The sequence below is a fragment of the Helicobacter pylori genome, assembly GCF_900120335.1.
Taxonomy (GTDB): Bacteria; Campylobacterota; Campylobacteria; order Campylobacterales; family Helicobacteraceae; genus Helicobacter; species Helicobacter pylori_BU.
This window is the reverse complement of record NZ_LT635477.1, coordinates 1,036,527-1,052,253: the sequence shown is the minus strand read 5'-3', so window position 1 is coordinate 1,052,253 and position 15,727 is coordinate 1,036,527. Positions and strand designations below refer to the sequence as shown.

The 15,727-nt window shown below is 39.0% G+C and carries 7 protein-coding genes and 3 pseudogenes; 9 read left to right on the top strand and 1 reads right to left on the bottom strand.

Annotation, left to right across the window (positions count from 1 at the left end):
• Positions 1-6: 6 nt before the first annotated feature.
• On the bottom strand, positions 7-1,083 hold the full coding sequence (locus CS889_RS05110) for a hypothetical protein (protein ID WP_089087038.1): 1,077 nt from the start codon (positions 1,081-1,083) through the stop codon (positions 7-9).
• 116 nt (positions 1,084-1,199) lie between these two features.
• Here CS889_RS05110 and glyS point away from each other — a divergent pair, with 116 nt between their 5' ends.
• From glyS to acpP, 9 genes and pseudogenes are all read left to right on the top strand, one after another.
• Positions 1,200-3,305, top strand: coding sequence for a glycine--tRNA ligase subunit beta (glyS, locus tag CS889_RS05105; protein WP_089087037.1), 2,106 nt, complete (start codon positions 1,200-1,202; stop codon positions 3,303-3,305).
• The gene (locus CS889_RS05100) at positions 3,295-4,578 is read left to right on the top strand and encodes a TolC family protein (protein WP_172825120.1); all 1,284 of its coding nucleotides are present in this window, start codon (positions 3,295-3,297) and stop codon (positions 4,576-4,578) included. Before glyS ends, CS889_RS05100 begins: the two co-directional genes overlap by 11 nt.
• A 20-nt stretch (positions 4,579-4,598) precedes the next feature.
• Positions 4,599-5,648: an efflux RND transporter periplasmic adaptor subunit gene (locus tag CS889_RS05095; protein ID WP_172825155.1), complete on the top strand. Its 1,050-nt coding sequence runs from the start codon at positions 4,599-4,601 to the stop codon at positions 5,646-5,648.
• Positions 5,648-8,707, top strand: coding sequence for an efflux RND transporter permease subunit (locus CS889_RS05090; protein ID WP_172825154.1), 3,060 nt, complete (start codon positions 5,648-5,650; stop codon positions 8,705-8,707). Before CS889_RS05095 ends, CS889_RS05090 begins: the two co-directional genes overlap by 1 nt.
• A 15-nt stretch (positions 8,708-8,722) precedes the next feature.
• Positions 8,723-9,004, top strand: coding sequence for a DUF3240 family protein (locus CS889_RS05085; protein WP_000880326.1), 282 nt, complete (start codon positions 8,723-8,725; stop codon positions 9,002-9,004).
• Between the two features lie 66 nt (positions 9,005-9,070).
• Positions 9,071-9,358, top strand: a complete 288-nt coding sequence (locus tag CS889_RS05080) for a virulence factor (protein ID WP_000271461.1) — start codon at positions 9,071-9,073, stop codon at positions 9,356-9,358.
• 320 nt (positions 9,359-9,678) lie between these two features.
• A pseudogene (locus CS889_RS08655) lies at positions 9,679-11,255 on the top strand (dynamin family protein).
• Between the two features lies 1 nt (position 11,256).
• Positions 11,257-13,597 (top strand): annotated as a pseudogene (locus CS889_RS08650) (dynamin family protein).
• A gap of 64 nt (positions 13,598-13,661) precedes the next feature.
• A pseudogene (acpP, locus tag CS889_RS05065) lies at positions 13,662-15,698 on the top strand (acyl carrier protein).
• Positions 15,699-15,727: the final 29 nt, after the last annotated feature.

The following is a 15,727-nucleotide window of genomic DNA, read 5'->3' as shown; positions in this document are numbered from 1 at the left end:
GACTTTTTAAAGCTCTTGCATGAGAGTGATATGGTTAGCTAAAATCGCATTCCTTTGCCCTGGAGAGCAATTTTTGCACACTTCTTTATTTTTGGAAGCGGTTTTAGCGTTATTTTTATTATCTTTCATATTGTTTTTGGGGGAGCGTTTTGGACTCGCTTTAGCCGGTTTTTTTGGGCTTTTTTTAACGGGCGCGAAATCAGCGCTATTGATTTGAGCGAAATACATGGGTTTATCTTTTTCTTTTTCTAGCGGCTTATTAATGGCTCGCTCGCTAGCTGTCTCTTTCATTTCTTGGGATTTTTGCGTTTGATTTTCCTCTATTTGAGTTTCTTTGGTTTCTGTTTTAGCTAAAGTTTGGGGCATGGCGTTGCCAATAGGGTCTAGATCCAAATTGCTATTAGCGCTTTTTTGCAATTCTTGGTCATTACTAGACTGCGAGTCAAAGATTTTAGATTCTTTCAAACGCCTGATTTTATCTTGTATCTCTTCATAATATTTCTCAGCATCAGCGTTAGCTTTCTCGTTTTTTTCCCAACGACTGCCCTTATTGTAAGACTTGATCATGTCTTTTAGATTGTCGTGGTAGCGCGTTTTCCAATAGAGCAACTCTTTTAGAGCCACTTCAGAAGCAAACGCATCGTCTTTAATGAGCAATTCCCCCATCACGTTACGCAAAAAGGGGCTGTTATTATGCCCATAGCTTTTTAAAACGCTAGGGATATACGCATGGTAAATGCCAGCGCTCGGATCGGAAAAATTGATTTTATAAGTCCCTGCGCATGATTCTTTCCATGCGATGCCTGCCATTTCATAGCCTAAATTTTCTTTAGATCCGAATTGATAAGCGGCTTTTAAAACTTCTTTTTGCTTAGCGTTAAAGTCTTTAAGGTTATCGCAATTGGTCATCATGACTTTAGTAACAGGCGATTTGGGCTTGTTTTTAACCCCTTTAGCGGACTTAGGCTCTGTTTTAGTAGGGCTTTCTTCAGCGTTCAAATTCAAACTTAAGAACGCGCTTAAGGCTGCGCCTAGCCATAAGGCTTTAAAAGGGATATGAATGAGTGGGGCTAAATGTTTCAAAACGCTCACCTTTTGTATTAAGAAATAAATTAAACTAGGAATAAATTCAAGTATAATTCTAGCATGATTTAGCTTATTCTTAAGAGTGATTTTGTTTTTTAGGGAGGATTGAGATTTTGCATTCAGATGAATTGTTAGTAGAGGTTTTAGTTGAAGAATTGCCCGCACAAGCGTTATTGAATGAATATAAAGAAATGCCTAAAAAACTCCACGCTCTTTTTCAAAAACGCGCTTTAGAAGTGGGAAATATAGAGGTTTTTTACACCCCTAGGCGTTTGTGTTTGTTCATCAAAGACTTTCCCCTTTTAACCCAAGAAACCAAAGAGGAATTTTTTGGCCCTCCCGTTAAAATCGCATGCAATCATCAAGATAAAACGCAAGGCTTGAACGCGCTGGGTTTAGGGTTTTATCAAAAATTAGGACTAAAGGATCACCAGCATTTCCAAACGGCGTTTAAAAACAATAAAGAAGTGCTTTATCACGCTAAAATCCACGCCAAACAGCCCACAAAAGATCTGATCATGCCCATTGTGTTAGAGTTTTTAGAGGGTTTGAATTTTGGGAAGTCCATGCGTTGGGGCAATGTGGAAAAAAGCTTTATCAGGCCCATTCATAATATTTGCGTGTTGTTTAATGGGGAAAATTTTAACGATATTGAAGTTAAAGAGTATGGTTTTAAAACCAAGCAAGCCACCAAAGCGCACCGACAAGAGGGTTTTGATTTCATCCAAGTGGATAGCCCTAAAGCGTATTTTGAAGTTTTAGAAAAAAACCATGTCATTTTAGACCCTAAAAAGCGCGAAACTAAAATCTTGCAAGAAATTAAAGAGCTAGAAACAAAGCATGACATCATTGTAGAAATGGATAGGGAACTATTAGATGAGGTTGTAGCGATCACGGAATACCCCACGGCGCTTTTGGGAGAGTTTGACAAGGCGTTTTTAAAATTACCTAGTGAAATCATCACCACTTCCATGAAAGAAAACCAGCGCTATTTTGCGGTCTTTAATCAAAAAAGCCAAGAAGAAAGCCCAACATTGCATAACGGCTTTATTGTGGTGAGTAACGCTATCAATAAAGACAAGCAAAAAATCATTTTAGGCAATCAAAAGGTTTTAAAAGCCCGTTTGAGCGATGCGGTTTTCTTTTATGAAAACGATCTTAAAAAGCCCTTAGATAACGCCCCTTTAGAGAGCGTGGTTTTTGTGCAAGGTTTAGGGACTTTAAAAGATAAAATGGAGCGAGAATCAATCATCGCTCAATACTTGACGCAAAAATACGCTTCATCTTTAAACATGCCTTTAGAAAAAGCCCTTGAGTTGGTTAAAAGAGCCGTTCAAATCGCTAAAGCGGATTTACTCAGTGAAGTGGTGTATGAATTTAGCGAGCTTCAAGGGATCATGGGCTATTACTACGCTTTAGAACAAAACGAAAACGAGTTAGTCGCCTTGAGTGTGAAAGAGCAGTATTTGCCCGCAAGCGAAAACGCCCCTTTGCCCTCTAGCGTTTTTAGTTCGATCGTGGCTTTGAGCTTGAAAATAGACAGCCTGTTTTCTCTTTTTAGCGTGGGTAAAATCCCTAGCGGATCTAAAGATCCCTTTGCTTTGAGGCGCTTGAGTTTTGGGCTATTGAAAATCATCGCGCATTATGGGTTAGAATTTGATTTGAAAGCGGATTTAAAAAACCTCTTTGAAAAAGTGGGCGTTTATCAACGCTTTGATTTGGAGATTCTAGAGAAGTTTTTATTAGAACGATTTAATAATTTAATAGATTGCAACCCCTCTATTATAAGGAGCGTGTTAAACACCAATGAGCGAGATATTGTTACAATCATTCAAAAAGTCAAAGCCTTAAAACGCTTTTTAGACGATCCCAAGAACGCTCAAAAAAAAGAGTTGCTTTTTAGCGCTTTCAAACGCCTAGCCAATATCAATAAAGACAGAAACCCTAACGAGTCAAGCGAGTTTTCTACCCGTCTTTTTAAAGAGCCAAAAGAGCATGCCCTTTTTGAAGCGTTCAATGCGATCAAAACGAGCGCTTTTGAGAGTTTGGATAGCAAAATAGAGGCTTATTTCAGTTTGCATGCACCTTTAGAAGAGTATTTTAAAAGCGTGTTAGTGATGGATAAAGATATAGAAATCCAAAAAAATCGTAAAAATTTCCTATGGGATGTGTATCAAAGTTTCTTAGAAATTGGGGATATTAAAGAAATTGCGATTTAATTCTGTCAAACGCAAAATCCAGCGTTTTTTAGGGATCGTTTCTTTTATAAGCATGCTTAGTGCGAAAACCTTTACCCTACAAGAATTTTTTAAAGAAGTGGAAACCAATTCTATGGAGTTGATCGGCAAAAAAGCCGATTTTAAAAGCCGTTTGAATGAGCAACGCTCCGTGAATGCTTGGGATTTTCCCTATATTGAGAATGAAACTTCTATGGTGAAAAACTTCCAAGGCATTATAGAAGCGCAACCCAGAACCCTTTTAGTGGTAAGGCCCAAGCTCCCATGGGTGAGTTCGCTTTTATCCAAAAGTCTTTCTATTAAAACCATTCAATACGATAAAAGTTATCAATTGAGTAAAAATCTCGCTTTTATTGGCGCTAAACGCCTTTATTTGACTTATGTGATGACTAAGGAAAAGTATCAGGTGTATGTGCAACGGGAAGCGAACTTTTATTCGCAACTCAAAATCGCTAAAGAAAAAGTCAAAGCCGGCAGCATGAGCGAAAAGGATTACATCAACTTCAATAATTCTTATTTGGAATCCAAACTCGCTAAAACCAATGTGGAAACCAAACTCATAGATTTAGAAAAAATGCTAGACACGATGCTCGCTATTGTGGAGCCGGTCAAAGATGGGGCGCATTTTGACACTTATTTAGACCATTTGCATGATGTCAAGGTGATCGGTTTGGATTTTGAATACGTGCACTTAGAACCTGAAGCTTTAAAGTTTAAATTGGATCGCTCGTTGTATGTGGATATTTTGGATTTGACGGCTAAAGATTATCAGGTGAATGCGAAATTGGCTAATAGAGACGTGTTTAATGCATTTGAATTCGGGATTGGCTCTGAAAGCTATAACTCTTCAACTAATCTTTCTGTGGAAGTGCGTATCCCTTTGCCGGTAACGCCTAAAAATATCTATCAAAAGCGTAAATTCTTGGATCTGCAAAGCGGGACGCTCGCGCAAAATGAAGTGATGAAACGAAACATTAGAATCAACGCTAACTCCTACTTAAACCAGCTCAAAACCAAAGAAGCATACATTGAAACCCAAAAAGAAGCCATTGCCAATAAGAAGCGTTTGATGGAAATGGGGCGCATCGCTTATGAAGCCCAAAAAATCGGGCTTTTTGAATACTTGATCTATCAAAATTCTTACATGGACGCTCTCATCACTCTGGCGGAAGCCAAGATTGAATACATTGATATTAGCGCGCTTTTAGAAGAGACTTTAGGGGAGAGCTTGACCAGATTAGGAGAATTGCATTGAAGCGGGCGTTATGGTGGCTTATGTTAATGGGCGTTTTGGGCGTTTCTTTGGAAGCCAAAGAGTATCCAGAAATTGTTTTAGAAGAAAAAAACTTGCAACCCATGGGGTTAAAGGTGATTAAATTAGATAAAGAGATTTTCAGTAAAGGGCTTCCTTTTAACGCTTATATTGATTTTGATAGTAAAAGCTCTGTGGTGCAGAGTTTGAGTTTTGATGCGTCTGTGGTCGCTGTTTATAAAAGAGAGGGCGAACAGGTGAAGGCTGGAGATGCGATCTGTGAAGTGAGCTCTATTGATTTGAGCAATTTGTATTTTGAATTGCAAAACAACCAAAATAAATTAAAAATCGCTAAAGATATTACTAAAAAAGATTTAGAGCTTTATAGGGCCGGTGTCATTCCTAAAAGGGAGTATCAAACGAGCTTTCTAGCCAGCGAAGAAATGGGCTTAAAAGTCAATCAACTAGAATCCACTTTCAAAAGCTTTGGCGTGGATCCTAAAAACCCTAAAGGGCAGTATGGTTTTAGGATTGTGGCTAGAGATGGCGGTCTTTTAGCGTTAGCGCCTAAAAATGTGGGCGAGAAGATTTTAGCTTTCACTAGCTACGTGCGTATTTCAAAAAGCGATGATTTGATCGCTCAAATCAAATTGCCTGTAGGCGTTTCTAAATCTATTAAAAAAGATTCGCCGGTGTATAATGAAGAGGGGGAAGAAATTGGCAAGATCCAAAGCGTTTCGGTGGTGTTAGACAAAGGCTCTAACACGATTTTAGCCACCGCCTTATTAGATGAGGGCAATTACCATGTGGGGGAAATGGTAGAAATGTATATTCAAGGCTCTCAACCCAAAGACTCCGTTTTAATCCCTTCAAACGCTTTAATCAGGAATGGGAAAGATTACCTGGTGTTTGTGAGAACGCCTAAAGGTTTTAAGCCTGTGGCGGTTCAAGTTTTAGAAGAGCGCAGCAAGATTTTTATCGTGAGCACTCAAAATTTACACCCCAATGACAGCGTGGCAGTGGGTTCATTGATAGGGTTAAAAGGCATGATCAACAATTTAGGGGAAGAGTGATGCTCGCTTCTATCATTGAATTTTCCTTACGCCAACGGGTGATTGTGATTGTTGGCGCGATTCTGATTTTATTTTTTGGGACTTATAGTTTTATCCACACTCCAGTAGACGCTTTCCCGGATATTTCGCCCACTCAAGTCAAAATCATTTTAAAACTCCCCGGCTCTAGCCCTGAAGAAATGGAAAATAACATCGTGCGCCCTTTAGAATTAGAGCTTTTAGGCTTGAAAGGGCAAAAATCTTTAAGGAGCGTTTCAAAATATTCTATTTCAGACATTACGATAGATTTTGATGACAGCGTGGATATTTATTTAGCGAGAAATATTGTCAATGAGCGCTTGAGCAGCGTGATGAAAGATTTACCTGTGGGGGTTGAAGGGGGCATGGCGCCCATTGTTACGCCCTTATCAGACATCTTTATGTTCACCATTGATGGCAATATCACCGAAATAGAAAAACGACAGCTTTTAGATTTTGTGATCCGCCCGCAATTGAGAATGATTAGCGGCGTGGCGGATGTCAATTCTATTGGAGGCTTTAGCAGGGCGTTTGTGATCGTGCCGGATTTTAATGACATGGCAAGGCTTGGGGTGAGTATTTCTGATTTAGAAGCGGCTGTGAGAGTGAATTTAAGAAACAGCGGAGCGGGGCGCGTGGATAGAGATGGCGAAACCTTTTTAGTCAAAATCCAAACCGCTTCTTTGAGTTTAGAAGACATTGGCAAAATCACCGTTTCCACTAATTTAGGGCATTTGCATATTAAGGATTTTGCGAAAGTCATCAGCCAGTCTCGCACCCGATTAGGGTTTGTTACTAAAGATGGCGTGGGCGAGACCACAGAGGGCTTAGTGCTTTCTTTAAAAGAAGCCAACACGAAAGAAATCATCACTCAAGTGTATCAAAAACTAGAAGAATTAAAACCCCTTTTACCGAGCGGTGTGTCCCTTAATGTTTTTTATGATCGCTCTGAATTCACGCAAAAAGCCATTGCCACCGTTTCTAAAACCCTCATTGAAGCCGTTGTTTTAATCATCATCACGCTCTTTTTATTTTTAGGGAATTTGAGGGCGAGCGTGGCTGTGGGGGTGATTTTACCCTTAAGTTTGTCCGTGGCGTTTATTTTTATCAAGCTCAATAATTTGACTTTAAACTTGATGAGTTTGGGGGGGCTGATTATCGCTATAGGCATGCTCATTGACTCAGCCGTGGTGGTGGTGGAAAACGCTTTTGAAAAATTGAGCGCTAACACTAAAACCACTAAACTCCATGCGATCTATCGCTCATGTAAAGAAATCGCCGTTTCAGTGGTGAGCGGGGTGGTGATCATCATTGTGTTTTTTGTGCCGATTTTGACCTTACAGGGTTTAGAGGGAAAGATGTTTAGGCCTTTAGCGCAAAGCATTGTGTACGCGCTTTTAGGCACTTTAGTTCTATCTATTACGATCATTCCTGTAGTCAGCTCTCTTGTTTTAAAAGCCACGCCCCATAGCGAAACCTTTTTAACGAGGTTTTTAAATAGAATCTATGGCCCTTTATTGGAATTTTTTGTGCGTAACCCTAAAAAAGTGATTTTAGGAGCGTTTGTTTTTTTAATGGCGAGCCTTTCTTTATTCCCTTTTGTGGGGAAGAATTTCATGCCCACTTTAGATGAGGGCGATGTGGTTTTGAGCGTGGAAACCACCCCCTCTATTTCCTTAGATCAATCTAAAGATCTCATCTTAAACATTGAAAGCACGATTAAAAAGCATGTCAAAGAAGTCAAAACCATTGTCGCACGCACAGGGAGCGATGAATTGGGGCTGGATTTGGGGGGGTTGAATCAAACCGATACTTTTATTTCTTTCATCCCTAAAAAAGAATGGAGCGTGAAAACCAAAGACGAATTGTTAGAAAAAATCATGGATTCTTTAAAAGACTTTAAGGGGATTAATTTTTCTTTCACCCAACCTATTGAAATGAGGATTTCTGAAATGCTTACAGGGGTTAGGGGGGATTTAGCGGTTAAGATTTTTGGAGATGATATTAGCGCATTAAACGAGTTGAGTTTTCAAATCGCGCAAGTTTTAAAAGGGATTAAAGGCTCTAGTGAAGTTTTAACCACGCTCAATGAGGGCGTGAATTATTTGTATGTAACGCCCAATAAAGAAGCGATGGCGAATGTGGGGATCACTAGCGATGAATTTTCCAAGTTTTTAAAATCCGCTTTAGAGGGTTTGATCGTGGATGTGATCCCTACAGGGATTTCACGCACGCCGGTGATGATCCGCCAAGAGAGCGATTTTGCAAGCTCTATCACAAAGATTAAAAGCTTGGCCTTGACTTCAAAATATGGCGTTTTAGTGCCTATCACTTCTATCGCTAAGATTGAAGAAGTGGATGGCCCTGTTTCTATCGTGCGCGAAGATTCAAGGCGCATGAGCGTGGTTCGCAGTAATGTGGTGGGGCGCGATTTAAACTCTTTCGTAGAAGAGGCTAAAAAAGTGATCGCTCAAAACGTCAAACTCCCTCCTAGCTACTATATCACTTATGGGGGGCAGTTTGAAAACCAGCAACGGGCTAATAAAAGGCTTTCCACCGTTATCCCTTTAAGCATCTTAGCGATTTTTTTCATTCTTTTTTTCACTTTTAAAAGCATTCCTTTAGCCTTGCTCATTCTTTTGAATATCCCTTTTGCGGTTACCGGAGGGCTTATTGCGTTGTTTGCGGTAGGGGAATATATTTCAGTGCCAGCGAGCGTGGGCTTTATCGCTCTTTTTGGGATTGCGGTTTTAAATGGCGTGGTGATGATAGGCTATTTTAAAGAGCTTCTCTTACAAGGAAAAAGCGTAGAAGAATGCGTTTTGTTGGGCGCTAAAAGGCGTTTGAGGCCGGTTTTAATGACCGCTTGCATTGCCGGTTTGGGTTTGCTCCCTTTATTATTTTCTCATAGCGTGGGATCCGAAGTCCAAAAACCCTTAGCGATCGTGGTGCTTGGAGGTTTGGTTACCTCAAGCGCTCTAACCTTACTCTTACTGCCACCCATGTTCATGCTCATCGCTAAAAAGATTAAAATCGTTTGAATTAAAGGATTTCACATGCTAGCTTTAGAAATTTATATTGATATTTGCTTGAAAGACGCTTTAATAGATTATTTGTTTGAAAAAGGCTTTGATGATTTTTTTTATGTGGAATGCTATAAATACGCCGCTTCTTCATTGCTTTTAAGCCAAAAAGAACAGGTGAGCGGGCGTAAAGACTACGCTAAATTCAAGCTTTTTTTAAGCGAGGAAGTCGCTTTACCTCTAGCCCAAGCGTTAAAAAACCAGTTCGCTTCTAAAGAAATGAAATTGTTTTATTCTCAAACGCATGGGTTGTAAAATGCATGCATTAACCAAACGAAATTCTAAGTAAAAACATGCTATAACACCAATAAAGGAGCTAAGATGTATGCTGTAACTTTTGATCTTGACACCAATTGCTTGAATGAAAACGGAGTGAATCTGTCAAAAGTTTATTCTGATATTCGTAAATTCATGGAACAACACGGCTTTAAATGGCAACAAGGTAGCGTGTATTTTGGCGATGAGACCATCAACGCTGTTACTTGTGTCGCTACGGTGCAAATTTTAGCCAAACAAATACCATGTTTTGCGGATTGTGTTAAAGATGTCAGAATGTTAAAAATAGAAGAAAACAACGATTTAATGCCGGCTATTAAAATCGTTCTATAAGCATAGCTCTTGCGAGTTTTGACAAACAAGACAAGAGGATCTCACGCTATTTGACGCAATCAAAAATCATTCATTTTTCAATATTGATTGAGTCTAATCCGTAAAAATCAAGTATAACACCCACTATTAAATGGTGCTAGGAGTTTGTAATGATAGTTATTCTTAAAAATCCGCTTTCTCTCTCTCTCTCTCTAGTCAGCCGTTTTATCTTTTCACCCCCATATAAACCCATACCCATATAAACCCTATCCATATTTTATTTTAGGGATTTTTGCGTCTGATTTAGTTTTTAATTTTTAATTTTTAATAAAGGATTGGTAATGATTTTACGCGCGCAAACGAATTTTGTGGAGTTTTTAGAACAGGTTTTAGAAGTTTTAAAAGAAGTAGAGATCGATAAAACAGAATGCTCTACTCTTTTAGCAAGCATTCAAAAACAACAGCTTGTGATACCCGTTGTGGGGAATTTTAGCACAGGCAAAAGCACGCTATTAAACCGCTTTTTAGGCAGTAGCGTTTTGCCTACCGGTATCACGCCAGAGACTTCTTTAGCCACTGAATTGCACTATAGCGCTAATGAACGCATAGAGGCTTTTTCAAGCAATGACGAAAAAACAGAGAGTTTTGAACTGAATGAGCAAAGTTTTGAGGCGATTAAAGAGAATGCGGCGAAGTATTCCTACCTCAAGGTTTATTTGAATAATGAAGCCCTAAAAGATAGCGCGCCTTTAGTGTTTGTGGATATGCCCGGGTTTGATAGCCCCATTTTAAGCCACACCCATGCCATTTTGGAATATTTGGAAAGGGGCGTGCATTTTGTCATTCTCACAAGCGTAGAAGAGGGTAATCTTACTAAACGCATGGTTAGGGAATTGAAAAACCTTTTAGAGTTTGACAAAAGCCTTAGCTTTATTTTGAGTAAAACGAATTTAAGGACGCCTTCGCAAGTGGGAGAAATCTCTCGCTACATTCAAGAGCAAATCCAGGATCACCTTGATTTGACAACGCATCTTATCCATTCTAATAAAGACAATAACGCTCTTTTAGAGGTGGCGGATAAAATAGCCTAAAAAGCGTGATTGAAAGCTTTGATTACTCCAAAGAAAAGGCTTTAGAAGAAATACAAGCTTTGGATTTGGGCGTTAAAGACATTGAAAAAACCTATGAAAAATTAAGGGCTAATTTAGAAGAAGAATATTCTAGCGTGGCTGTAAATTCTGTGGTTAAAAAAGTCATAGAAGAGGTCAGGGATCAAAAGCCCTATTTAGCCTCTTTAATCAACAGGCCTAACGAGTTCAATAGCGAAATAGAAAGCATCATGCAACAAAGCTTGATCAAAAACGCTAAATTAGAGATTGAAAAGATCAACCTTTCTTTTTCAAAAGATTTTTGCGCGGAATTTGCAAGCTTGAACAACACGCAGCTTTCTAGCGATTTTTCTGTAAATTTAGAGCATAGCCTTGAATTAGGGATCAACGCCTTAAGCGTGATTTTAGCCAAAAACCCGGTTACAAGGCCGTTTGCGCTGATTTTGCAAGGGTTAAAACCTCTTTTAAAAGATTTACTGACATTGTTGCCTAATATCATCGCTTCATTCTTTAGAAATGAGGAAAAAGAGCGGGCGAAATTAGAAAATTGGATTGAAGCAAAAGTGATACCAGAGATTCAACACGAGCTTAAAAAAGTTTTACCGGGCTTGTTTAATGAATGCTTGGAAAATTCCCTAAAAGGTTTAAAAGATCGGTGCGAACTGGAAATCACGCATAAAAAACAAGAAATCGCGCTCGCTCAAACAGAAAAAGAAAAACACCTAAACGATCTAGAAGATCAAAAACAAATCTTAGAAAACAAGATCAACGCTTTAAGCGATTTAGAACAACAATATTTAAAGGGTTAAAATGAACGCGCAAGAACTCATTAAAAAAAGCGCTTTAATTGAAAAAACGCTAAAAGAACAAGGCTTGCAAGAAAAAGTGAAGCCTTTTATCAGCGATAACGCTGTGATTACAACCGAAGAGTTAGAGAAAACGCTAAAAGAAATGCAGGCTAAAGATAGGGATCTTAAAGTCGGCATCATCGGGCGCGTGAAAGCGGGCAAAAGCTCGCTTCTAAACGCTTTGATTTTTGAGGGTGTAGAGATTTTACCCAAAGCGGCAACGCCCATGACGGCTAGCCTTACCATTTTAAAATACGCCAATACCCTGAGCGCTGAAGTGGAGTTTTATAGCCCAAAGGATATTGCAGAGCTTAAAAACGAACATGAAAGGTATGTAAGGGAGTTTAATAGGATTGTTGAAGAAGAAGTCAAAGGGCAAAAAGAAAAACAGAGTTTGGCAAACAGGGCTAAAGAGGGATTAGCTAAGGGAGTTGGCAAACTTATTAACAGAAACAAAAACACTGAAGCAGCGCCCAAAGAGAATATTTTAAGCGATGAAGAAATAGTAGAAAGGGCTGAAAGGATCGCTAAAAACGAGCTAGAAAAGGACACAAAACTCGTTTCATCACACGATCAATACGAAAAAATAAAAAAAAGCGGTTTGCTCAACACGGAAAACTTGGATCCGCGCATTCAAGCCAACAGCTTACAAGATCTGAATCAAAAATTGCTCCAATTCGTGGGCGCAAACGGGAAGTATATGCCCTCACTAAAGCGGTGCGAATTTCTTTGAATAACCAAAACCTTAAAGATTTGGAAGTGATTGACACCCCGGGAGTGAATGATCCCATCGCTTCCAGAGAAGAGCGCACTAAAGCCTTATTGAAAGATTGCGATGTGGTGTTTATTGTAAGCCCTTCTGGTCAGTTTTTAACGGAGAGCGATATGAGTTTGTTTGACAGGGTTTCTCATAAAGAAGGCCTTCAAGAAATTTATTTCGTGGCAAGCCAAGCCGACAGCACCGTTGGCTCTATGAGTGAAGTGGAAAAATCCAACCAACACCTCCCTACAGCCTTTGAAAACGCGCAAAAATCCCTTTCATCTCAATTAAATAATATCATGGGAAAATTGATTGAAAAATACCCTAACCAACGAGAGGTTTTTGAAAAAGCAATCAAAAATGGCGTCATTTTGGCTTCAGGGGTTTGCTTTAGCATGCACAAAGATTCCAACAACCAAGCTTCTTGGGAAAGAAACCAAAAAACAAAAGAGTATCACAATGCCTTACGGAATTTAAGACATTCTTACCCTGACGCTTTTAGTAGCGATGATAAGTCTAAAGAAAGCTTACTCTTTTTAAGCAATATGGGCGCGATTGAAGAGCGTTTAAAAAAAGCCGCCCAAGAGAAAGAAAAAATCATGTCTCAAAAATTGCAAAATTATGCAGAGAGCCAAGCAAACAACCTCCATTCATTCATAACGCAGTTGTTGCAAGATTTGGAAGAAGAAAAAAGAGGGTTAAAAACGCTGATATTAGCGCTATCAAAGAGCAAATAAGGGCTTATGAAAAACTCTCTGGTAACATTGAAATGAAGTTTAGGGAAGCGTATGAAGAATTTATCTTGCATTTCATCAACAAGATTAGAGTTGGCTTGGAAGAAACGTTGAAGAAAGCTATCCAAACGGCTAGGGTTAGTGCTGAAGAAGAAGAGGGAGTAGAGTATTACACTGAAAGAGTGAAGCAAGGCGGTGCTTGGGGGAGCTTTAAAAGGAATTTTTTATTTTGGGCTGATGATGATGCGGGCTATGATGAAGTAGAACGCACAAGAGCAGTGATTAAAGCCGGAGCGGTGCTTGATTATTTGATAGAGATGCATGAAAGCTGCGAAAGGGCTTTGAATGACAGCACTAATTCTTTTAAAGTCGTTTTTAAAAAAGAACTCTACGCTGAAGTCTTTTCTAGAATGAGTGAAATCATCCGTGATAATAGTTTGATTGATAAATACGCTTTCAAAAAAAGCGTGATAGCTGTTTTAGATTCCATTGAATTTAAAAAGTTTGATTATGCTGATAAGCTTCCTGGCGAGATAAGGGGTAAAACGGGCTTTTTAAAAGGCAATGAAGCTAATGCTTTCATACAAAGCGTGGAAAATCATGCGAGAGGTTTTGAAGCTGAGGCTAAACAAGATGTGAAAGGCTACATCGGAGGTTTAAGAGAGAATTTAAAAAAGCAAAACTTCGCTAGCGATACGCTTAAAAAACTTAAAGAAAACATGCAAGACTTGCAAAGTCAAGTGCAAAACAAGGAACAATCCATCGCTCAATTAGACGCGCAAATCAAAGCTTTAAGGGGGATCCAATGATTAATTTTTTAATGGTATTTTTAATGACAATAGCAGGGCTGAAAACCACCACAATACAGAGGCGGTGGGCTTAGAGGAGTGCTACGATTTGATCGCTCGTATTTTAAACGCCAAAACAAGCAATGAAGGGCTAGAAGAATACCAGAGCATCTTAGACAACGAGTTTTTAGAGTTCGCTAGCGGCGTGGATTCGCTCAAAGAAAAGGAAATAGCGTTACTGACACTCCAAGGAATCCAAAAAGAATTGCAATTAGTGGCGAGTTACCCTAGTTTGTTCCAAAAAACCATCGTTGCGGTGGGGGGAGGGTTTAGCGCGGGCAAATCCACTTTTTTAAACAACTTGTTGGGCTTGAAATTAAAACTCCCTGAAGACATGAATCCCACCACAGCTATCCCCACTTATTGCTTAAAGGGTCAAAGAGAAGTTTTAATGGGATTTTCTCAAAATGGGGGCATGGTGGAATTGCCTAATCTCGCTTTTGATCATCAGTTTTTAAAATCCCTTGGCTTTAATTTGAAAGAAATCATGCCCTTCATGCTCTTAAGCGCTCCTAGCGTGCCTTTTGAATTTTTATGCTTCATAGACACGCCTGGTTTTAACCCCGCCAATCAAGGCTATACGGGTAGGGACAAAGAAGCCTCTAAAGAATCCCTAAAACACGCCAAACACATTTTATGGCTCGTTAGTTGCGAGCGTGGGGGTATTGAAAGCGATGATTTAGAGTTTTTGCAAGAATTATACGAAGAAGAGGGCAAGCAGGTTTTTATCGTATTGAGTAGGGCTGATATGCGCACCAAAAGCCAGTTAGAAGAAGTCGCTAAACAAATTAAAGAGACTTTAAGAGATCATGGCATTGAGTTTAAAGGGATTTGCGCTTATAGCGCTACAAGGTATCAAGAATATAAAGAGTTCAGCGAAAAAAGCAAAGTTTTTAACTTGCTTGAGAAATTTTTAAAAAAATTAAATCAAAGGAGCGAGAAACAAAACGAAATTTTAGGATATTTATACGAGGTGCATTCCATGTATGAAAAGGCTATTAAGCAAGACGCTAGCCGATTCAAACGCTACCAAAGCGAATTGCGTTCTGTTGGATTGGATTTGATGCAAATTTGCCGAGCAAGAGAAAACCAAAAGAGAGAATTTAGCACGATTGAACGAAGTGATTGATTTGTTTAAAGAAAGCATTGATAAAGTCTTTGATCGCGTGAGCGCTTTCACTTGGGAAAAATACAAAGCAGAAAACGAAGACGAAGAGGATGATGAAGAAAACTACAGGGAATTTGAAGAAATCAAAAAAATGGTGCTGTATTTTAGGGATCGCAGTTTGTTTTATTTGGATTGGTATGAATTGAGCCAAGAAAAAATCCAAGAAGAATATAGAGATTGTATAGATTATGATAATAAACTGCTCCAACTGCATTATTCTTTAGAAAACCTACAAAGGCTTAGAGAATTTAAAGAAGAGGAGGACAACGACTATCAAGGGCTTTTAAACGACGAGGAGCTCCAAAATAATTTGCGGGAGTGGAGGGATTTAAAAACACACCGGTAGAAGCAAACAAAAGAGAATTTGAAGAAATCAAAAAAATGGTATTGTTTTACAAGGAACTCAACATGTATGCAGAATCTTGGGATTTGAGCCAAGAAGAGATCCAAGAATACAGAGAGGAAATAGAATCTTACAACGAGCTACTCGAATTGGAGTTTTCTTTGAGGAATTTGCTAATACTTAAGGGCTTTAAAGAAGCAAGTGAGAGAGATTATCAAGAGAATTGGTTAAATAATAGTGATTTTCAAAACAATTTGCGGGAGTGGAGGAGAACAAAAAATCAACAAAATAACAATAAAACTTTCAATACGAATGATACGAATTTATTTGAAACTATTCGGGCAGTTATTGCTGAGCAGTTGGGAATAGATGTATCACGAGTTACGCCAGAAGCGAAATTTGTGAAGGATTTAGGTGTGGACTCTTTAGATATCGTGGAATTAATCATGGCGTTAGAAGAAAGGTTTGGCATTGAGATTTCTGATGAGCAAGCGGAAAAAATCGTCAATGTGGGCGATGTAATGAGATATATTGAGAAACAACTAATTTAACGCTTTTTAATTTTAAAATATTATTTAAT